Annotated in this window: 25 protein-coding genes; 23 read left to right on the top strand and 2 right to left on the bottom strand. The window is 64.3% G+C overall.

Annotated features, from left to right (window positions below):
- Window positions 1–38 precede the first annotated feature (38 nt).
- The 18 genes from RS901_RS04580 (at window position 39) to RS901_RS04495 (ending at window position 13460) form a co-directional block, all read left to right on the top strand.
- Entirely contained in the window at window positions 39–287 is a 249-nt protein-coding gene (locus tag RS901_RS04580; protein ID WP_018313917.1) for a BolA family protein, read from the top strand.
- An 81-nt stretch (window positions 288–368) separates the two neighbouring features.
- Complete coding sequence (murA, locus tag RS901_RS04575; protein ID WP_114132220.1) at window positions 369–1619, top strand: UDP-N-acetylglucosamine 1-carboxyvinyltransferase; 1251 nt, start codon at window positions 369–371, stop codon at window positions 1617–1619.
- Window positions 1620–1628: 9 nt separating this feature from the next.
- Window positions 1629–2303 carry an ATP phosphoribosyltransferase gene (gene hisG / locus RS901_RS04570; protein WP_010812333.1) on the top strand — a complete coding sequence of 225 codons (675 nt, stop codon included), beginning with the start codon at window positions 1629–1631 and terminating at the stop codon, window positions 2301–2303.
- A 39-nt stretch (window positions 2304–2342) separates the two neighbouring features.
- Window positions 2343–3683, top strand: coding sequence for a histidinol dehydrogenase (hisD, locus tag RS901_RS04565; RefSeq protein ID WP_316151707.1), 1341 nt, complete (start codon window positions 2343–2345; stop codon window positions 3681–3683).
- A 47-nt stretch (window positions 3684–3730) separates the two neighbouring features.
- Window positions 3731–4831, top strand: a complete 1101-nt coding sequence (gene hisC, locus RS901_RS04560; protein WP_316151706.1) for a histidinol-phosphate transaminase — start codon at window positions 3731–3733, stop codon at window positions 4829–4831.
- Window positions 4832–4835: 4 nt separating this feature from the next.
- Entirely contained in the window at window positions 4836–5423 is a 588-nt protein-coding gene (gene hisB / locus RS901_RS04555; protein ID WP_013958203.1) for an imidazoleglycerol-phosphate dehydratase HisB, read from the top strand.
- A gap of 92 nt (window positions 5424–5515) precedes the next feature.
- On the top strand, window positions 5516–6139 hold the full coding sequence (locus RS901_RS04550) for a YchE family NAAT transporter (protein WP_010812329.1): 624 nt from the start codon (window positions 5516–5518) through the stop codon (window positions 6137–6139).
- A complete protein-coding gene (gene hisH, locus RS901_RS04545) occupies window positions 6136–6789 on the top strand; it encodes an imidazole glycerol phosphate synthase subunit HisH (RefSeq protein ID WP_316151705.1) in 654 nt (217 codons plus the stop codon). The genes RS901_RS04550 and hisH overlap by 4 nt, the downstream gene beginning before the upstream one ends.
- Window positions 6790–6927: 138 nt before the next feature.
- Window positions 6928–7674, top strand: coding sequence for a 1-(5-phosphoribosyl)-5-[(5-phosphoribosylamino)methylideneamino]imidazole-4-carboxamide isomerase (gene hisA, locus RS901_RS04540; protein WP_010812327.1), 747 nt, complete (start codon window positions 6928–6930; stop codon window positions 7672–7674).
- A gap of 60 nt (window positions 7675–7734) precedes the next feature.
- Entirely contained in the window at window positions 7735–8505 is a 771-nt protein-coding gene (hisF, locus tag RS901_RS04535; protein ID WP_013958201.1) for an imidazole glycerol phosphate synthase subunit HisF, read from the top strand.
- A gap of 2 nt (window positions 8506–8507) precedes the next feature.
- A complete protein-coding gene (hisI, locus tag RS901_RS04530; protein ID WP_013958200.1) occupies window positions 8508–8912 on the top strand; it encodes a phosphoribosyl-AMP cyclohydrolase in 405 nt (134 codons plus the stop codon).
- Entirely contained in the window at window positions 8909–9280 is a 372-nt protein-coding gene (locus RS901_RS04525; RefSeq protein ID WP_013958199.1) for a phosphoribosyl-ATP diphosphatase, read from the top strand. Before hisI ends, RS901_RS04525 begins: the two co-directional genes overlap by 4 nt.
- 60 nt (window positions 9281–9340) lie before the next feature.
- Window positions 9341–9733 carry a DUF4870 family protein gene (locus RS901_RS04520; protein WP_010812323.1) on the top strand — a complete coding sequence of 131 codons (393 nt, stop codon included), beginning with the start codon at window positions 9341–9343 and terminating at the stop codon, window positions 9731–9733.
- A 65-nt stretch (window positions 9734–9798) separates the two neighbouring features.
- Window positions 9799–10155: a histidine triad nucleotide-binding protein gene (locus RS901_RS04515; RefSeq protein ID WP_316151704.1), complete on the top strand. Its 357-nt coding sequence runs from the start codon at window positions 9799–9801 to the stop codon at window positions 10153–10155.
- 147 nt (window positions 10156–10302) lie between these two features.
- The gene (tatA, locus tag RS901_RS04510) at window positions 10303–10536 is read left to right on the top strand and encodes a Sec-independent protein translocase subunit TatA (RefSeq protein ID WP_010812321.1); all 234 of its coding nucleotides are present in this window, start codon (window positions 10303–10305) and stop codon (window positions 10534–10536) included.
- 95 nt (window positions 10537–10631) lie between these two features.
- Window positions 10632–11141: a Sec-independent protein translocase protein TatB gene (tatB, locus tag RS901_RS04505; RefSeq protein ID WP_316151703.1), complete on the top strand. Its 510-nt coding sequence runs from the start codon at window positions 10632–10634 to the stop codon at window positions 11139–11141.
- Window positions 11142–11281: 140 nt separating this feature from the next.
- Window positions 11282–12079, top strand: a complete 798-nt coding sequence (tatC, locus tag RS901_RS04500) for a twin-arginine translocase subunit TatC (protein WP_316151702.1) — start codon at window positions 11282–11284, stop codon at window positions 12077–12079.
- Between the two features lie 241 nt (window positions 12080–12320).
- On the top strand, window positions 12321–13460 hold the full coding sequence (locus tag RS901_RS04495) for a porin (protein WP_316151701.1): 1140 nt from the start codon (window positions 12321–12323) through the stop codon (window positions 13458–13460).
- Between the two features lie 481 nt (window positions 13461–13941).
- On the opposite strand, the gene RS901_RS04490 is transcribed toward RS901_RS04495, so the two are convergent.
- Window positions 13942–15135 carry a Do family serine endopeptidase gene (locus RS901_RS04490; RefSeq protein ID WP_316151700.1) on the bottom strand — a complete coding sequence of 398 codons (1194 nt, stop codon included), beginning with the start codon at window positions 15133–15135 and terminating at the stop codon, window positions 13942–13944.
- Between the two features lie 20 nt (window positions 15136–15155).
- On the opposite strand from RS901_RS04490, the gene RS901_RS04485 reads away from it, so the two are divergent.
- Entirely contained in the window at window positions 15156–15902 is a 747-nt protein-coding gene (locus tag RS901_RS04485; protein WP_013958190.1) for a Nif3-like dinuclear metal center hexameric protein, read from the top strand.
- A gap of 72 nt (window positions 15903–15974) precedes the next feature.
- On the opposite strand, the gene mscL is transcribed toward RS901_RS04485, so the two are convergent.
- A complete protein-coding gene (gene mscL / locus RS901_RS04480; protein ID WP_316151699.1) occupies window positions 15975–16400 on the bottom strand; it encodes a large conductance mechanosensitive channel protein MscL in 426 nt (141 codons plus the stop codon).
- Window positions 16401–16614: 214 nt separating this feature from the next.
- Between mscL and petA the strand changes: the two genes are divergently transcribed.
- From petA to RS901_RS04460, 4 genes are all read left to right on the top strand, one after another.
- Entirely contained in the window at window positions 16615–17232 is a 618-nt protein-coding gene (gene petA, locus RS901_RS04475) for a ubiquinol-cytochrome c reductase iron-sulfur subunit (RefSeq protein WP_013958189.1), read from the top strand.
- Between the two features lie 2 nt (window positions 17233–17234).
- Window positions 17235–18638, top strand: coding sequence for a cytochrome bc complex cytochrome b subunit (locus RS901_RS04470; RefSeq protein ID WP_316151698.1), 1404 nt, complete (start codon window positions 17235–17237; stop codon window positions 18636–18638).
- A gap of 36 nt (window positions 18639–18674) precedes the next feature.
- On the top strand, window positions 18675–19418 hold the full coding sequence (locus RS901_RS04465; RefSeq protein WP_316151697.1) for a cytochrome c1: 744 nt from the start codon (window positions 18675–18677) through the stop codon (window positions 19416–19418).
- A 220-nt stretch (window positions 19419–19638) separates the two neighbouring features.
- Entirely contained in the window at window positions 19639–20250 is a 612-nt protein-coding gene (locus RS901_RS04460; protein WP_008643086.1) for a glutathione S-transferase N-terminal domain-containing protein, read from the top strand.
- Window positions 20251–20270: the final 20 nt, after the last annotated feature.

Below are 20270 nucleotides of genomic sequence, written 5' to 3'. Positions count from 1 at the left end.
TGTGGCCGGCCATACTGAATCACGCTGAAGAGAACCCCATGCTGCCTACACCGGAACAAGTCAGGGATTACATTGCCCAAGGACTGCCCTGCGAACATCTGCAAGTCGAGGGCGATGGCCAGCACTTCTTTGCCACCATCGTCAGCGCCGAATTTGAAGGCAAGCGGCTGATCCAGCGCCACCAGCGCGTCTATGCCGCGCTGGGCGACCGCATGCGTGCCGAGATCCATGCGCTGTCGATGAAGACGCTGACGCCTGCCGAGTGGCAGGCGGGCGACGGCAAGTAAGTCCCGCCAATATGCGCCGCGCCACCCGCGCGGCCCCAGAACCATGACGCCGGGCGCGTGCCCGGCTCCAGACGACAGAACATGGACAAATTCCAGATCCACGGCAATGGCCCGCTGAAGGGCGAAATCCGCGTGTCGGGCGCCAAGAACGCCGCCCTGCCGATCCTGTGCGCGGGCCTGCTGACGGCGGATACCGTCTCGCTGGACAACGTGCCGAACCTGCAGGACGTGCGCACCACCCTCAAGCTGCTGCGCCAGATGGGCATGCAGGCCGAGCTGGATGGCGCCCGCGTGACCCTGAACGGCGCCGACGTCAACGTGCTCGAGGCCCCATATGAGCTGGTCAAGACCATGCGCGCCTCGATCCTGGTGCTGGGCCCACTGGTGGCCCGCTTCGGCGAGGCCCGCGTGTCGCTGCCCGGCGGCTGCGGCATCGGCGCGCGCCCGGTCGACCAGCACATCAAGGGCCTGCAGGCGATGGGCGCCGAGATCAGCATCGAACACGGCTTTATCCATGCCCGCGCCAAGCGCCTGAAGGGCGCGCGCGTGGTCACCGACATGATCACCGTGACCGGCACCGAGAACCTGCTGATGGCCGCCACGCTGGCCGAAGGCGAGACCGTGCTGGAAAACGCCGCGCGCGAGCCCGAGGTGACCGACCTGGCCCACCTGCTGGTCAAGATGGGCGCGAAGATCGAAGGCATCGGCACCGACCGCCTGGTGGTGCAGGGCGTGGAGCGCCTGCATGGCGCCAGCCACAGCGTGATCGCCGACCGCATCGAGGCCGGCACCTTCCTGTGCGCCGCCGCCGCGACGCTGGGGGACCTGGTGCTGCGCGGCGTGCAGCCGGACATCCTCGACACCGTGCTCGACAAGCTGCGCGAAGCCGGCGCAAAGCTCGAGACCGGCGCCGACTGGATCCGCCTGGCCATGCCGCAGCGCGCGAAGGCCGTGAGCTTCCGTACCTCGGAGTACCCGGCCTTCCCGACTGACATGCAGGCCCAGTTCATGGCGCTCAATGCCGTGGCCGAAGGCACCGCGCGCGTGACCGAGACCATCTTCGAAAACCGCTTCATGCACGTGCAGGAACTGAACCGCCTGGGCGCGGACATCGCGGTCGAAGGCAATACCGCGGTGGTCAACGGCGTGCCGCGCCTGTCGGGCGCCAACGTGATGGCGACCGACCTGCGCGCCTCGGCCAGCCTGGTGATCGCCGGCCTGGTGGCCGATGGCGAGACCGTGATCGAGCGCATCTACCACCTGGACCGCGGCTACGACCGCATGGAAGACAAGCTGTCGGCAGTGGGCGCGAAGATCCGCCGCATTGCCTGAGGAAGTCCGATGAGCCCCACTTTCAACGCATCGCCCAACCAGCTGACGCTGGCGCTGTCCAAGGGCCGCATCTTCACCGAGACGCTGCCGCTGCTGGAAGCCGCCGGCATCCGCGTCACCGAGGATCCCGAGACCTCGCGCAAGCTGATCCTGCCGACCTCCGACCCGGCCGTGCGCGTGGTGATCGTGCGCGCCTCGGACGTGCCGACTTACGTCCAGTACGGCGCCGCCGATTTCGGCGTGGCCGGCAAGGACGTGCTGATGGAAAGCGGCATGGCCGGCCTGTACGCGCCGATCGACCTGAACATCGCGCGCTGCCGCATGTCGGTGGCGGTGCCGGCCGGCTTTGACTACGCCAACGCGGTGCGCCAGGGCGCGCGCCTGGCCGTGGCCACCAAGTACGTGCAGACCGCGCGCGAGCATTTTGCGAAAAAGGGCGTTCACGTCGACCTGATCAAGCTGTACGGTTCGATGGAGCTGGGCCCGCTGGTGGGCCTGTCCGATGCCATCGTCGACCTGGTCAGCACTGGCAGCACGCTGCGCGCCAACAACCTGGTCGAAGTCGAAGAGATCGTGCAGATCTCGTCGCGGCTGGTGGTGAACCAGGCCGCGCTCAAACTCAAGCGCGAGCGGCTTGCGCCGATTCTCGACGCATTCGAACGAGCTTCGGCGGCGCTGGCGTAAGGCCACACCAGGCCCGCGCCGACTGAGAGGAAAGTAGTCATGAACGCAACCGAAATGGAAAACCTGCCGATCCGCCGGCTCGATTCCAGCAAGCCTGGCTTTGCCGAGGCGCTGGGCCAGGTGCTGGCCTTCGAGGCTGGCGAGGACGAGGCCATCGATCGCGCCGCGGCGCAGATCCTGGCCGACGTGAAGGCGCGCGGGGATGCCGCGGTGCTGGAATACACCAAGCGCTTCGACCGCATGGAAGCGTCGTCAATGGGCGCGCTGGAGGTGTCGCAGCAGCAGCTGGAAGCCGCGCTCGAAGACCTCGAACCCAAGCGCCGCGCCGCGCTGGAGGCCGCCGCCGCGCGCGTGCGCGCCTACCACGAGAAGCAGAAGATCGAATGCGGCAGCCACAGCTGGGAATACACCGAAGCCGACGGCACCATGCTCGGCCAGAAGGTGACGCCGCTGGACCGCGTCGGCATCTACGTGCCGGGCGGCAAGGCCGCGTATCCGTCGTCGGTGCTGATGAACGCGATCCCGGCGCGCGTGGCGGGCGTGAAGGAAATCATCATGGTCGTGCCCACGCCGGGTGGCGTGCGCAATGAGCTGGTGCTGGCCGCCGCGCAGATCGCCGGCGTGGACCGCGTGTTCACCATCGGCGGCGCCCAGGCGATTGGCGCGCTGGCCTACGGCACGGCGACGCTGCCGCAGGTCGACAAGATCGTCGGCCCGGGCAATGCCTATGTGGCCGCGGCCAAGCGGCGCGTGTTCGGCACCGTCGGCATCGACATGATTGCCGGCCCGTCCGAGATCCTGGTGATCTGCGACGGCACCACCGACCCCGACTGGGTGGCGATGGACCTGTTCTCGCAGGCCGAGCACGACGAGCTGGCTCAGTCGATCCTGCTGTGCCCGGACGCAGGCTATATCGCCCGCGTCGAAGCCAGCATCCAGCGCCAGCTCGGCACCATGCCGCGGCGCGAGGTGATTGCCGCGTCGATCTCCGGCCGTGGCGCGCTGATCAAGGTACGCGACATGGAAGAGGCCTGCGAGATCGCCAACGCGATCGCGCCCGAGCACCTGGAGATCTCGGCCGAGAACCCGCGCCAGTGGAGCGAGAAGATCCGCCACGCCGGCGCCATCTTCCTGGGCCCCTATACGAGCGAGTCGCTGGGCGATTACTGCGCGGGCCCGAACCACGTGCTGCCGACCTCGCGCACTGCGCGCTTCTCTTCGCCGCTGGGGGTCTATGACTTCCAGAAGCGTTCGAGCCTGATCGAAGTGAGCGAGGGCGGGGCGCAGATGCTCGGCCAGATCGCCGCCGAACTCGCGTACGGCGAAGGCCTGCAGGCCCACGCCCGCAGCGCGGAATATCGTTTCAACAAACGCAGTTGATCTACTGACCCACGCTGCCTGATAAAGCAGCCAACCCTGGAGTTCCCATGTCAGCCGTAGAGCCCTCCCTGATCGAACGCATCATCCGTGACGACGTACGCGCCATGGGCGCCTACCACGTGCCGGATTCGCACGGTCTGGTCAAGCTAGACGCCATGGAGAACCCGTACCGGCTGCCGCCCGCGCTGCGCCAGGAGCTGGCCGCGCGGCTGGGCGAAGTCGCGCTGAACCGCTACCCAGTGCCCAGCAGCGAGGCGCTGCGCGCCAAGCTGAAGGCCGTGATGCAGGTGCCCGCCGGCATGGACGTGCTGCTGGGCAACGGCTCGGACGAGATCATCAGCATGCTGGCGTTGGCCGCGGCCAAGCCCGGTGCGAAGGTGATGGCGCCGGTGCCGGGCTTTGTCATGTACGCGATGTCGGCTCAGTTTGCCGGCCTGCAGTTCGTGGGCGTGCCGCTGCGCGCGGACTTTACGCTCGATCGCGCTGCCATGCAGGCGGCGATGGCCGAGCAGCAGCCCGCCATCATTTACCTGGCCTACCCGAACAACCCGACCGGCAACCTGTTCGATGCCGCCGACATGGAGGCCATCGTCCGCGCCGCCCAGGGCGAGGTCTGCAACAGCCTGGTGGTGGTGGACGAGGCCTACCAGCCGTTCGCCCAGCAAAGCTGGATGCCGCGCCTGGCGGAGTTCGGCAACCTGCTGGTGATGCGCACCGTGTCCAAGCTGGGCCTGGCCGGCATCCGCCTGGGCTACCTGGCCGGTGCGCCGGAATGGCTGTCGCAGCTGGACAAGGTGCGCCCGCCCTACAACGTCAACGTGCTGACCGAGGCTGCCGCGCTGTTCGCGCTGGAACACGTGTCGGTGCTGGACGAGCAGGCCGCGCAACTGCGCGCCGAACGCAGCCGCGTGGCCGACGGCATGGCCGCGCAGGCCGAGGTCACGGTGTTCCCCAGCGCCGCCAACTTCCTGCTGGTGCGCGTGCCGGATGCCGCACAGACGTTCGACCGGCTGCTGGCGCGCAAGGTATTGATCAAGAACGTGAGTAAAATGCACCCGTTGCTGGCCAATTGTCTGCGCGTCACGGTCAGCACCCCCGAAGAAAACGCGCAGTTCCTTGAGGCATTCGCAGCGTCGCTGCAGGATTAACACCATGCGTGTTGCAGAGGTCACCCGCAATACTTCGGAAACGCAAATTCGCGTTTCCCTGAATCTCGACGGCAGCGGCCGCCAGAAACTGGCGTCCGGCGTGCCGTTCCTTGACCACATGCTGGACCAGATCGCCCGGCATGGCATGTTCGACCTGGAGGTCGAAGCCACCGGCGACACGCATATCGACGACCACCACACGGTGGAAGACGTGGGCATCACGCTCGGCCAGGCCGTGGCAAAGGCCATCGGCGACAAGAAGGGCATCACCCGCTACGGCCACAGCTACGTCCCGCTGGACGAATGCCTGTCGCGCGTGGTGATCGACTTCTCCGGCCGCCCCGGCCTGGAATTCCACGTGCCATTCACGCGTGCGCGCGTGGGCAGCTTCGATGTGGACCTGACCATCGAGTTCTTCCGCGGCTTCGTCAACCATGCGGGCGTGACCCTGCATATCGACAACCTGCGCGGTATCAATGCCCACCATCAGTGCGAGACCGTGTTCAAGGCCTTTGGCCGGGCACTGCGCATGGCGGTGGAGCTGGACCCGCGCGCGGCGAACACGATCCCGTCGACCAAGGGTACGCTCTGACCTTTCCACCACGGTAGGCGTGCCGGCTGGTTGCGGCGCCCGCTGACCTTCCAAGCCTGAACATGGCCAGCGATGCTGGCGACCCGCAACCGATGGATACGCTCAAGTCGTTTATTTCGCTGCTGGCGCTGATCAACCCGATCGGGGCAATCCCGTTCTTCATCAGCCTGACCAGCCTGCAGACGGAAGCGGAAAAGCTGCGTACCATCAAGATTGCATCGGTTTCGGTGGCGATCGTGGTGGCGGTGTCGGCCTTGCTGGGGCAGCAGATCATCGAGTTCTTCAATATCTCGGTGGCGTCGCTGCAGGTGGGTGGCGGGCTCATCATGATCATGATGGCCATGAACATGCTGAACGCGCAGACCAGCCGCACCAAGGCCACGCCGGAAGAAGAGGACGAGGCCGAGGTGAAGTCCAGCATCGCGGTGGTGCCGCTGGCGCTGCCGCTGCTGACCGGGCCGGGCTCCATCAGCACGGTGATCGTCTATGCCGGCAAGACCCAGCACTGGTACCAGTTGCTGATCCTGGTCGGCCTGGGCGTGGTGATCGGTGCGGTGGTGTACCTGGTGTTTCGCGCGGCCGACCCGATTGCCCGGGTCATCGGCCGCACCGGCATCAATATCGGCACGCGCCTGATGGGGCTGATCCTGTCGGCGCTGGCCGTGGAATTCATTGTGGACGGGCTGAAGACATTGTTGCCTGTTTTGAAATCATGACTACCATAGCAATTGTGGATTACGGCATGGGCAACCTGCGCTCGGTGGCGCAGGCGCTGCGTGCCGCGGCGCCGGAAGCGGACGTGCGCGTGGTGGATGCCCCCGAAGGCATCCGTTCGGCCGACCGCGTGGTGCTGCCCGGCCAGGGCGCGATGCCTGACTGCATGTCGGCGCTGGGCGCGTCCGGGCTGCAGGAGGCGGTGGTGCAGGCCGCCGCCAGCAAGCCGATGCTGGGCGTGTGCGTGGGCGAGCAGATGCTGTTCCAGTTCAGCACCGAAAGCCGGGCCGGCGCGGACCGTACGCCGGCGCTGGGCCTGATGCCCGGCCAGGTGGTGCGCTTTGCGCTGGACGGCATGACGCAGCCCGACGGCTCGCGCTACAAGGTGCCGCAGATGGGTTGGAACCGGGTGCGCCAGGCCAGGCCTCACCCGCTGTGGGACGGTATTCCGGACGACAGCTGGTTCTATTTCGTCCACAGTTACTATGTGCAGGCGCAGGACCCGGCCCATGTTGCCGGTGAAACGGAATACGGAGTCGTGTTTACCAGCGCGGTAGCGCGCGATAATATTTTCGCGACGCAGTTCCACCCCGAGAAGAGCGCGGCCCTGGGCCTGCAGCTGTACCGGAACTTCGTCCACTGGAATCCCTGACCCGATTCGTTTTTTTACCGATCATCGACCGCTAACTCGACCCGTCACCCGACCTGTTTCCGATCGACTATCGACCCGACCTGACCGGCAGCGCCGGTCTCGCTCAATCTCTATCACTCAACCACGCTCGTCACGCATATGTTGCTCATTCCGGCCATCGACCTGAAGGACGGTCAGTGTGTACGCCTCAAACAAGGCGACATGGACCAGGCCACCGTCTTTTCCGAAGATCCCGCCGCCATGGCACGGCACTGGGTGGAGCAGGGCGCCCGCCGCCTGCACCTGGTGGACCTGAACGGCGCGTTCGTGGGCAAGCCCCGCAACGAGGAGGCCATCAAGGCCATCATCGCCGAGGTCGGCGACGAGATCCCGGTGCAGCTGGGGGGCGGCATCCGCGACCTGAACACCATCGAACGCTGGCTGGATGACGGGCTGTCGTACGTCATCATCGGAACGGCCGCGGTGAAAAACCCTGGTTTCCTGAAGGACGCCTGCTCGGCCTTCGGCGGCCATATCATCGTCGGCCTGGATGCCAGGGACGGCAAGGTGGCGACCGACGGCTGGAGCAAGCTGACCGGCCACGAGGTGGCGGACCTGGCACGCAAGTATGAAGACTACGGCGTCGAGGCCATCATCTACACCGATATCGGCCGCGACGGCATGCTGCAGGGGATCAATATCGATGCCACCGTCAAGCTGGCGCAATCGATGTCGATTCCGGTGATCGCCAGCGGCGGGCTGTCCAACCTGGCCGACATCGACAACCTCTGCGCGGTCGAGGGCGAAGGTGTCGAAGGCGTCATTTGCGGCCGCGCGATCTACTCCGGGGATCTCAACTTTGCCGCCGCGCAGGCACTGGCGGACAAGTTGCGCGACGGGCAATAAGGCAACGCGCCGCGGGCGCAGCCGCCGCCAGGCCGGAACTGGCGGCGGACAAGGAATCTCATGCTAGCCAAACGTATCATCCCCTGCCTGGACGTGACCAACGGGCGGGTGGTCAAGGGCGTCAACTTTGTCGAGCTGCGCGACGCGGGCGATCCCGTTGAAATCGCGCGCCGCTATGACGAGCAGGGCGCCGATGAAATCACATTCCTGGACATTACCGCGACCAGCGACGGGCGTGACCTGATGCTGCACATCATCGAGGATGTGGCTTCGCAGGTCTTTATCCCGCTGACGGTGGGCGGCGGCGTGCGCACGGTCGAAGATGTGCGGCGCCTGCTCAATGCCGGCGCGGACAAGATCAGCGTCAACTCGTCGGCCATCGCCAATCCGCAGCTGGTGTCGGACGCGACCGCAAAGTACGGCTCGCAGTGCATCGTGGTGGCGATCGACGCCAAGCGCAGCTCCGCCCCGGGCGAAGCGCCGCGCTGGGAAGTCTTCACCCACGGCGGGCGCAAGGCCACCGGCCTGGATGCGGTCGAATGGGCGCGAGAGATGGCCGCGCGCGGCGCCGGCGAGATCCTGCTGACCAGCATGGACCGCGACGGTACCAAGAGTGGTTTCGACCTGGAACTGACCCGCGCCGTCAGCGACGCCGTGCCGGTGCCGGTGATCGCCTCGGGCGGCGTCGGCGGCCTGCAGGACCTGGCCGACGGCATCACCCAGGGCCGCGCCGACGCGGTGCTGGCCGCCAGCATCTTCCACTACGGTCAACATACCGTGGGCGAAGCCAAGGCATTCATGGCCCGCGAGGGCATTCCCGTGCGGATCTGATCATGGCAAAGAAGTGGCTCAACAAGGTCAAATGGGACGATAACGGCCTGGTGCCGGTGATCGTGCAGGAAGTCGGCTCGAACGACGTGCTGATGTTCGCGTTCATGAACCGCGACGCGCTGCAGCGCACCGTGGAGCTTGGCGAGGCCGTATTCTGGTCGCGCTCGCGCAAGCGCCTGTGGCACAAGGGCGAAGAGTCCGGCCACGTGCAGAAAGTGCATGAGATCCGCCTGGACTGCGATGAAGACGTGGTGCTGCTCAAAGTGACCCAGATCGACAATATCGCCTGCCATACCGGGCGCCATTCCTGCTTCTTCCAGAAGTTCGAGGGCGATGTGGAAGCCGGCGACTGGCACACGGTCGAGCCGGTGCTGAAGGACCCTGCCCAGATCTACACCAAGCCATGAGCGACACCCAACTCAGCAGCAACGATGTCCTGGCGCGCTTGGCCGAAGTGCTGGAATCGCGCAAGCCCGCCAACGGCGGCGACCCTGACAAATCCTACGTGGCGCGCCTGTTCAGCAAGGGCGACGACGCCATCCTGAAGAAGATCGGCGAGGAAGCCACCGAGACCGTGATGGCCGCCAAGGACGCGCGCGCCGCCGGGCAGAGCGGCGCCGAGGCCGGCAAGGTGGTCTATGAAGTGGCCGACCTGTGGTTCCACAGCATGGTCTTGCTGGCCAACTTCGGCCTGACCCCGGCGGATGTGGTCAACGAGCTCGCGCGGCGCGAGGGGCTGTCCGGTCTCGAGGAAAAGGCCCGGCGCAAGGACTAGCTGGCGCAGGCGCCGGCCGGTCTTCCGCCTGCCCGCAAGGCAGGCTTCCAACCAAGGGCAATGATGGCGAACGACTACACCGGGCAAGTCACCACTCCAAGCGGCGAACAGTTGAGCAGCCTGCGCAAGCTGCTGCACATCCTGTATGCCCTGTATGCGATCTTCTGGCTGACCGGCGGCATCACTGCGCTGATCGCCATCGTGATCGACTACGTCAAGCGCGACGACGCGCGCGGCTCGCTGTATGCCTCGCACTTCGCCTGGCAGATCCGCTCGTTCTGGTGGTCGGTGGTCTGGGGCGTGCTGGGCGGGGTGCTGTTTGCGACGGTCGTGCTGATGCCGCTGGCCTTTGCCGTCTGGGGCGTGCTGTCGCTGTGGATGCTGTATCGTATCGTCAAGGGCTGGCTGTACCTGAATGACAGCAAGCCGATGTACCCGGATCAGCAGTTCTGATGCCGGGCAGGCCGGGCGCGCGAAGGTGACACGTCGGGTGCCGCGGCCGTCGCAATGAAATCTTCATGAACGCTCAGGATAATTGCATCTTCTGCAAGATCGTGTCCGGCCAGCTACCGTCGCGCAAGGTCTATGAAGACGACGACATGGTGGCCTTCCACGATATCCATCCCAAGGCCCCGGTACACTTTCTGGTCATTCCCAGGTTGCATGTCGACTCACTGGCCGATTGCGGCGCCGGCGAAGGGGCGGTGCTTGCTAGAATGATGCTGAAGGTGCCTGAACTGGCGCGCGCGGCAGGCTGCGCCAACGGTTTCCGGACGGTGATCAATACCGGCCCGGACGGTGGGCAAGAGGTCTACCATCTGCACCTGCATGTGCTGGGTGGGCCGCGCCACGCGTGGAAGGCACCGCTGCCCTGACCGGGCAGCCTTGGCATGGGAGGCTCGCGGCGGCAACGCCCCGGGCAGAAGCTGCGCCGGCAACCGTCGCCCGGCGCGGCCATAACGGGACGGAACAACGGGTCCGGGCATATCTGATTGCGCCCGCGGCTTCATCAGGAGCAAGAAATGGGTTCGTTTAGCATTTGGCACTGGCTGATCGTGCTGGTGATCGTCATGCTCGTGTTCGGCACCAAGAAACTGCGCAATATCGGCCAGGACCTGGGCGGCGCGGTCAAGGGCTTCAAGGATGGCATGAAGGACGGCGAAGGCAAGGCGGCCGCCGATCCTGCCCAGTCCAAGGAACTGCGCGACTCCACCACCATCGACGTCGAAGCCAAGGAAAAGACCCGCCAGCAGTAATCCGGCGGTGTGCCATTCCTTCTACGCAAACCTCGCTGCCCGCGCGTCGTCCCGCGCCTGCGCTTTTCCGCATGTTGTCCGCATGATGTGTCCGCATGATTGATCTCGGCATTTCCAAGCTGGCGCTGATCGGCGCCGTTGCACTGATCGTGATCGGTCCCGAACGGCTGCCCAAGGTTGCGCGCACGGTGGGCGCGCTGGTCGGCCGGGCGCAGCGCTACATCAACGACGTCAAGGCCGAAGTCAGCCGCGAGGTCGAACTGGAAGAGCTGCGCAAGATGCGCACGGAATTCGAGGACGCCGCGCGCGATGTCGAGCGCACCATCCACAAGGAAGTCAGCGAGCAGACCCAGGCGCTGAACGAAGCCCTGGGCGGTGCCGAGGGAACCAGCGCCGGCAGCGCCGACGCCAGTGGCGGCTTCGTGCCAAGCTGGGATGCGGCCCACAAGGCGCACAACGGGCGCAAGAGCTGGCGCGTCAAGCAGGGCGCCCGCCCGCTCTGGTTCAAGCGCCAGCACAATGTCCGCGTCTGGGTGCAGTCAGGCGCGGCGCGCGTCAAGCGCCACCGGCCGGTCACACGGCCATCCCGATCCTTCTTCGAGTGAGCATGCGCCGCGGCAACACCTTGCCGGCCGTCGTTCCGGCCGCTGCTGTCGTGGCTGCAGTCCTGGTTGCACTCGCGCGCCGCCGCGTTGCGGCCCCATCGATCCACCTTGCCAGCCCCCGCGGCTGAGCGGTTCACGCCATGAGCGACACCCGGTCCCCAGATCCCCAAGACCCGCAAGACGAGTCGCAGCAGGAAACCTTTATTTCCCACCTGGTCGAACTGCGCCAACGCCTGGTCAAGGCGGTGGCCGGCATCATCCTGGTCTTCGTCAGCCTGGTCTACTGGGCGCCGCTCATCTTCAACCTGTTTGCCGCGCCGCTGATGGAGTCGCTGCCCAAGGGCGGCAAGATGATCGTGACTGACGTCACCGGCTCGTTCTTCGTGCCGATGAAAGTCACCTTGCTGGTGGCCTTCCTGATCGCACTGCCGTGGGTGCTGTACCAGATCTGGCAGTTTGTCGCGCCCGGCCTGTACCAGCATGAGAAGCGCCTGATCCTGCCGCTGGTATCGAGCAGCTATTTCCTGTTCCTGTGCGGCGTGGCGTTCGCGTATTTCCTGGTGTTCCCCACGGTGTTTCATTTCATGGCGCACTACAACGCCCCGCTGGGGGCGGAGATGTCGACCGACATCGACAAATACCTCAGCTTTGCCATGACCACCTTCCTGGCCTTCGGCATTACCTTCGAGGTGCCGGTGGTGGTGATCGTGCTGGTGCGTTTTGGCGTGGTGGAACTGGAAAAGCTCAAGCAGATCCGCCCCTATGTGATCGTGGGGGCGTTCATCATCGCGGCCGTCGTGACCCCGCCCGATGTACTGTCGCAGCTGCTGCTGGCCGTGCCGCTGGTGGCGCTTTATGAGCTGGGCCTGATCATGGCCCGCTTTGTCGGCCGTCCGTCCCCTGAAGCTGCCGCGTCAGGGGAAACTCAGCCTGACTAATTCGCCTGAGGTAGGCGAATCCGACTGCGAATCCCCGTTTTGCACCAAAACGGGGATTTTTTCATATGATCCTGTTGCTCCCCCACAACAAAAAGCGCCGGTCAGCATGGTTTACGCCGAAAAAGCCTTCTGACGGCCGGGGGGGCTGGCACATAATACGCAGCAGACGTGAATGTAAATGCGTCGCCCAAGTACTTGGGCAACCAAGATTTCCCAATCAGTTGACAAGGAAAGTGTCGATATGAAGATGAAACTGTTTGCTGCTGCCGTCGCCGCTCTGGCCGCTGGTGGCGCTTATGCCCAGTCGAGCGTGACCCTGTACGGCGTTGTTGACGCTGGTATCGAATACCAAAACAAGCAACCCGCAGCCGGCACCGGTGTCACTGGTGGCCACAGCGTGACCCGCATGACCTCCGGTAACCTGTCGGGCAGCCGTTGGGGCCTGCGTGGCGTGGAAGACCTGGGCGGCGGCCTGAAGGGCGTCTTCGTGCTGGAAAGCGGTTTCGAACTGGACGACGGCAAGTCGGCTCAGGGCGGTCGTCTGTTCGGCCGCCAAGCCTACGTCGGTCTGGCTAGCCAATATGGCCAGCTGACCCTGGGTCGTCAACAGACCCCGTTCTATGACTTCGGTCTGCAGTTCGACCCGATGGCCATTGCGAACAAGTACTCGATCACCGCTCAGGACGCCGCTTTCGCCAGCCGTGCTGACAACTCGGTCAAGTACATCGGCACGTTCGGTGGCCTGACCGCCAGCGCCCTGTACAGCTTCGGTGCCAACACCGGCGCAGGTGCCGCGGGCGAATACCCGGGCTCGGCCAAGATCGGCCGTGAGTTTGGCGCAAACCTGACCTATGCAGCTGGCCCGTTCGCCGTTGGCGCTGCGTACGACGAACAGAACCTGGCTACGGTGGCCTCGGGCACCGGCGTCATCGTGAACCCGGACGCCACGATCCGCCGCGCTACGGTGGGTGGTTCGTACGCCTTCGGCCCGGCCAAGGTCTTCGCTGGTTACCGTTGGGCCAAGGGTGTGGATCTGGGCGCGCTGCCGTTCCTGAACCAGAACATCCAGGCAATCACCGGCGCCAAGGCTTCGTCGAACCTGTACTGGCTGGGCGTTGGCTACCAAGTGACCCCGGCTCTGTCGCTGACCGGCGCTGCCTACTACCAGGACTTCCGCGGCCAGAAGGGCGATCCGTGGAGCTTCGTGGCCTCGGCTGACTACGCTTTCTCGAAGCGTACCGACGCTTACCTGAGCATGGGCTATGTTCTGAACAAGAACAACTCCAACCTGGGCCTGAACGGCTTCGGCACGGTTAGCACCAGCAACGGCGAAGGTGACAACCAGTTCGGCGCTGTGGTTGGTCTGCGTCACAAGTTCTAATCTGACGCGGGCGTAAGCCCGCTTAAGGTTGGCTTGAAAAACGCCGGCATCCGAAAGGATGCCGGCGTTTTCCTTTGGGCGCGCTGCGTGTGCCGAAGCCACTACCCTCTGCGGGGCCAGGTATGCTGCAAGTGGAAAGAAAGAAGGGCCGTCAACGCCCCAGGTCCATGGGCGGGGCAGTGCGGCGCGGGCAGCGTAGGGAGGATCAAGTACTCCTCTGCCCGCGGCCATTTTCCGCAACAGGCTTGCCGCTTGCATCACCGGTGTACTGGCTGAGCCACTCGCTTGCAGGGCCGGGCTGGCGGCCGATCCTGTTCAATGCCATGGCATCCGTACTAGTGGCTGGCATCGCAGCCAGTTTCCGTGGGGCCATTTCGGCCTACCCCTGACCGGCGGGCACCGCTGGCTTCTCACGGGCACAAAAAAACCCGCCATTTGCTTCTGGCGGGTTTCCTTCAATCGAGCCCGGCACGCGCCAGCCTCATTCCTCCTCTTCGAACGGCAGCGCCCTGCGCGGCGGCGGGGGGCGTTTGCCGATCGTCACCGTCAGGTCGGTTGGCTTGCTGCGGCGGATCACCGTCATCTTGATGTCCACACCTGGCTTGAGCTGGGCGATCGCATTGAGCAGCGCGGTCGTGTCCGTGATCGCCTGGCCGTTCACCTTGGTCAGCACGTCGCCGGGCTTCACGCCCGCCTTGTCAGCCGGCCCGCCCTGGACCACGGCGGCTATCAGTGCGCCTTCCTTGGCATCGAGGCCGAACGATTCGGCGATCTCGGGCGTCATGTCCTGCGGCTCGACCCCGATCCAGCCGCGCGTCACACTGCCGGTGGAGATGATCGATTCCATCACCTGCTTGGCGGTCGACACGGGAATTGCAAAGCCGATCCCCAGCGAGCCGCCTGAACGCGAGTAGATCGCCGTATTGATGCCCAGCAGATTGCCCTGCGCATCCACCAGCGCGCCACCCGAGTTGCCCGGGTTGATGGCCGCATCGGTCTGGATGAAGTTCTCGAAGGTATTGATGCCCAGGTGGCTGCGGCCCAGCGCCGAGACAATGCCCATCGTCACCGTCTGGCCGACGCCGAACGGGTTGCCGATGGCCAGCACCACGTCCCCGACCTTCACGTTCTCGAGCCGGCCCAGCGTGATCGCGGGCAGGTCCTTAAGCGTCACCTTGAGCACGGCCAGGTCTGTTTCCGGGTCGGAGCCCACCACCTTGGCGTTGGCCTTGCGGCCGTCGGTCAGCGCAATCTCGATCTCGTCGGCGCCGTCGACCACGTGGTGGTTGGTTAGAATGTAACCCTCGGCGCTGACAATGACGCCGGACCCCAGGCTGGAGACCGGCTCCTGCCGCTCAGGCAGGCGGTCGCCAAAGAAGAAGCGGAACCACGGATCCTCGGCCTGCGGGTTGGGCGAGCGCTTGTTGCCGTTCTTGCTGGTAAAGATATTGACCACCGCCGGCATGGCCAGCTGGGCGGCTTCGCTGTAAGACCCTTCGGCCGCAGGACCGGACACGTTGGGCACGACTTCCTTGAGCGCCACGATGGGCGAACCGGACTGGACCGCGACGCGCCCCCTCTGCAGCCAATCAGGCTTGAGCGTTGCCACGACGAACCAGACCGCCAGCACGACGGTGACAGCCTGGGCAAAGAACAGCCAAAAGCGCCGCAACATATTGGAGTTTTGAGCAGAAAATGAAAACAAAAGAGCTTGAATTGTACTTGAACGACCTGTTGGAAGTTTCCCGCTACAAGGACTATTGTCCCAACGGGCTGCAAGTGCAAGGTCGCTCGGAAGTCACACACGTCGTCACGGGAGTGACGGCAAGCCTGGCATTGGTCGATGCCGCGATCGAAGCGGGTGCCGACGCCATCCTCGTCCATCACGGCTACTTCTGGAAAAACGAAGATGCACGCGTGGTCGGGCAGAAGCACGCGCGTCTGAAGCGCCTGCTAGGCGCGGACGTCAACCTGTTCGCCTTCCACCTGCCCCTGGACAACCACCCGGAGTTCGGCAACAACGCCCAGCTCGGCCTGCAACTCGGCTTTACCCCGACCGGCCGCTTCAGCGACGACCAGCTCGGCTGGACCGGCACGCTGCCCGCGCCGATGCCGCTCTCTGCGCTGGCCGCGCACGTTGGTGGCGTGCTGGGGCGCGAGCCGCTGGCCATCGGTGAGCCGGACCAGATGATCCGCACCGTCGGCTGGTGCACGGGCGGGGCACAAGGTTATTTCGATGCCGCGGTGGCCGCGGGTGTCGATGCTTATTTGAGCGGCGAAGTCTCGGAGCAGACCACGCACCTGGCGCGCGAAAGCGGCGTGGCTTATCTTGCCGCCGGCCATCACGCCACCGAGCGTTATGGCATCCGCTCGCTGGGCGAGCATGTCGCCGAACGCTTTGGCCTGCGCCATACGTTTATCGATATTCCTAATCCCGTCTGATCTGACGCAAAACAAAACGGCCCCATCGGGGCCGTTTTATCTTCCGGGGTCGGCGCGCATATGGCGCATCAATCAGCGGGTCTTCAGGCTGTCGCGGATTTCACGCAGCAGCACGACTTCTTCAGGCGGTGCGGCGGGCGCTGCTTCCGGTTCCGCGGCGCGCATTTTATTAAAGGCACGCACCATCAGGAAGATGATGAAGGCCAGGATCAGGAAGTTGACAGCGATGGTCAGGAAATTGCCATAGGCAAACACCGGTACGCCGGCCTTCTTCAAGGCATCGAGCGTCAGCGGTGTCCCAGCTGGGGGATCCGCCAGCAGGATGAACATGCTGGAGAAGTCCAGTTTGCCGATCACGCGGCCCACCAACGGCATGATCAGGTCGTTGACCACTGAATCCACGATCTTGCCGAATGCCGCGCCGATGATCACACCGACCGCGAGGTCGATGACGTTGCCGCGCACGGCAAAGGTTCGGAATTCCGAGATCATGCCCATGGGGGGTTCTCCTTCTTGTCACTAGCGATGAACGGTTTCAAGCTCGAAGCCTGCCGCATCACTCACCGGAAAGCAAGCACCGAAGCCGCTTTCCGGGTTGCACGTCCGATAATCGCGCATGGTCGTGGCATTTTCTGCCTATCTAGTGCGCTGGTGTCTAAGGTACACTTTATGGTTGACGCAAAATCTAAATTGACTTCCCCTGGGGTTTGGAATGAGTGACCAGCAAGACGTGAAGAGCGTGGATAAAGGTCGCCGCAATTGGTTGATCGCGACATCCGTCGCTGGCGGCGTCGGAGGCGTAGCGGTAGCGGTTCCTTTCGTCAGTACTTTTGCACCATCGGAGAAGGCCAAAGCCGCGGGTGCTCCAGTCGAGGCGGATATTGGCGCGTTGAAGCCAGGCGAGATGATGACTGTCGAATGGCGCGGCAAGCCGGTCTGGATCATGCGGCGCACGGACGAACAACTGGCGTCGCTGAAGAAGACGGACGGCGAGGTGGCCGATCCCAATTCCGACGTGCCATTCACCATGAAGACGCCTGAGTACTGCAAGAACGAAACCCGTTCGCGCGCAGACCACAAGGACGTCCTGGTCGTGGTGGGTATCTGTTCCCACCTGGGCTGCTCGCCTTCGGGCCCCTTCGGTCCCGGTGCCAATTCTCAGCTCGGCACCGATCCCGGTTTCCTTTGCCCCTGCCACGGGTCGACCTTCGACCTCGCCGGGCGCGTCTTCAAGAACAAGCCGGCTCCGCAGAATCTCGATGTTCCCCCCTACCAGTTCCTGACCGACAGCAAGATCGTGATCGGCAAGGACGAGAAAGGAGAAGCCTGATCATGGCGGCCGAAAAACAAGTCAAGACGACCGGCCTGCTGGGCTGGATCGACGCCCGCTTCCCCGCAACCCAACTGTGGGAAGACCACCTCTCCAAGTACTACGCGCCGAAGAACTTCAACTTCTGGTACTTCTTCGGTTCGCTGGCGCTGCTGGTGCTGGTGATCCAGATCGTCACCGGCATCTTCCTGGTGATGAACTACAAGCCCGACGCCACGCTGAACGCCGCCGGCATTCCCGTGGCCTTCGCCAGCGTGGAATACATCATGCGCGAAGTCCCCTGGGGCTGGCTGGTGCGCTACATGCACTCGACCGGCGCCTCGGCCTTCTTCGTCGTGGTCTACCTGCATATGTTCCGGGGCCTGCTGTACGGTTCGTACCGCAAGCCGCGCGAGCTGGTCTGGATCTTCGGCTGCCTGATCTTCCTGTGCCTGATGGCGGAAGCCTTCATGGGCTACCTGCTGCCATGGGGCCAGATGTCGTACTGGGGCGCCCAGGTGATCGTGAACCTGTTCTCGGCGATTCCCGTGATCGGCCAGGACCTGTCGCTGTTCATCCGCGGTGACTACGTGGTGAGCGATGCAACGCTGAACCGCTTCTTCTCGTTCCACGTCATCGCCGTGCCGCTGGTGCTGCTGGGCCTGGTCATTGCCCACATCATCGCGCTGCACGAAGTGGGTTCGAACAACCCGGACGGCGTCGAGATCAAGGCCAAGAAGGATGAGAGCGGCATCCCGCTGGACGGCATCCCGTTCCACCCGTACTACTCGGTGCACGACACGCTGGGCGTTGCCGGCTTCCTGCTCCTGTTCTCGGCCGTGATCTTCTTCTTCCCGGAAGTGGGCGGCTATTTCCTGGAACACAACAACTTCTTCCCGGCTGACCCGCTGAAGACTCCGCCGCATATCGCGCCGGTGTGGTACTTCACGCCGTTCTACTCGATGCTGCGCGCCACCACGTCGAACTTCCTGCCGATCCTGTGGGTGTTCTTCGCGCTGCTGCTCGGCATGGTGTTCCTGCGCAGCAAGGACGCACGCATCAAGGTCGGCGCCATCGCCATCGCGGTGATCCTGGCCGTGGGCTTCTACTTCATCGACGCCAAGTTCTGGGGCGTGCTGGTGATGGGCGGCTCGGTGGTGATCCTGTTCTTCCTGCCGTGGCTGGACTGCTCGCCGGTCAAGTCCATCCGCTATCGTCCTGCCTTCCACAAGACCATCCTGACCGTCTTCGTGGTGGTGTTCCTGGTGCTCGGCTATCTTGGCGTGCAACCGCCGTCGCCGGTCGGTGAGAAGGTGTCGCAGCTCGGTACGCTGCTGTACTTTGCCTTCTTCCTGACCATGCCGCTGTGGAGCCGTGTCGGCGAGTTCAAGCCGGTCCCGGAGCGTGTCACGTTCCACCCGCACTGAGCGAAGCGAACCCCGACAAGAGCACAAGGACACAAGATGAAAAAGCTGCTTTCGATCCTCGCGCTGGCCGGCGCCTGCTTTGCCGGCGCGCCTGCCATGGCATCCGAGGGGGGCTTCCCCCTTGAGCCGGCACCGGTGAACACTGCTGACCTGTCGTCGCTGCAGCGCGGCGCCAAGGTGTTCGTCAACTACTGCCTGAACTGTCACGGCGCATCGATGATGCGTTACAACCGGCTCAAGGACATCGGCCTGACCGACGACCAGATCCGCGAAAACCTGCTGTTCAGCGCGGACAAAGTTGGCGAGACCATGACCATCGCCATGCAGCCGAAGGAAGCCAAGGCCTTCTTCGGTGCGCAGCCGCCGGACCTGTCGGTGATCGCCCGCGCCCGCGGCGACGACTGGCTCTACACCTACCTGCGCACGTTCTACCGTGACGACAGCCGCGCCACCGGCTGGAACAACCTGGTGTTCCCGAGCGTCGGCATGCCGCACGTCCTGTGGGAACTGCAGGGCCAGCGCGCCGCCAAGTTCACGGAAGTGGAAGAGCACGGCGAGAAGGTGCACAAGTTCGCCGGCTTCGAGCAACTGAGCCAGGGCAAGCTGAGCAAGGTCGAGTACGACCAGGCCACCGCCGACCTGGTCGGCTTCCTGGACTGGATGGCCGAGCCCGCGCAGAACCACCGCAAGCGCCTGGGCGTCTGGGTGCTGCTGTTCCTGGGCGTGTTCACCGTCTTTGCCTGGCGCCTCAACACCGCGTACTGGAAAGACGTGAAGTAAAGGCAGGTCAGGGCCCCGAATCCGGGCCCGGACAAGACAAAGGCCAGGGGTGGCCGCTGCGAAAGCAGCACCGCCCCTGGCCTTTTCTCTTGGAAAACCTGCCGAAGTGCGCCAATAAAGTGCGCTATGTGCCACTAATTTGCTTTCTGGTGGCCGACTTTGGCAGAATGTCAGACCTTACTGTCCGACCCTGCTTCGGCTAAGCCCAAGGAATCCAACCATGATGGTGTTGTATTCGGGTACGACTTGCCCGTTTTCCCAACGTTGCCGCCTTGTCCTGTTTGAAAAGGGCATGGATTTTGAAATCCGCGACGTCGACCTGTTCAACAAGCCCGAAGATATTTCGGTGATGAACCCGTACGGCCAGGTGCCCATCCTGGTCGAGCGCGACCTCATCCTGTATGAGTCGAATATCATCAACGAATACATCGACGAGCGCTTCCCGCACCCGCAGCTGATGCCGGCCGACCCGGTCCAGCGCGCGCGCGCGCGCCTGTTCCTGTTCAACTTCGAAAAGGAACTGTTCACCCACGTCTACGTGCTGGAGAACGAAAAGGGCAAGGCCGCCGAGAAGAACCACGAACGCGCCCGCGCCGCGATCCGCGACCGCCTGACGCAGCTCGCGCCGATCTTCGTCAAGAACAAGTACATGCTGGGCGAAGAGTTCTCGATGCTCGACGTTGCCATCGCGCCGCTGCTGTGGCGCCTGGACCACTACGGCATCGAGCTGTCGAAGAACGCCGCGCCGCTGCTGAAGTATGCTGAACGCATTTTCAGCCGTCCCGCGTACATCGAAGCGCTGACCCCGTCCGAAAAGGTGATGCGCCGCTAACCGGCAACGGCCCGACGGCA

Origin of the sequence: Cupriavidus sp. BIC8F (assembly GCF_032465815.1) — a bacterium.
GTDB lineage: Bacteria > Pseudomonadota > Gammaproteobacteria > Burkholderiales > Burkholderiaceae > Cupriavidus > Cupriavidus necator.
Note: the sequence above shows the minus strand (reverse complement) of the source record. Positions and strands in the feature narration are given on the sequence as shown.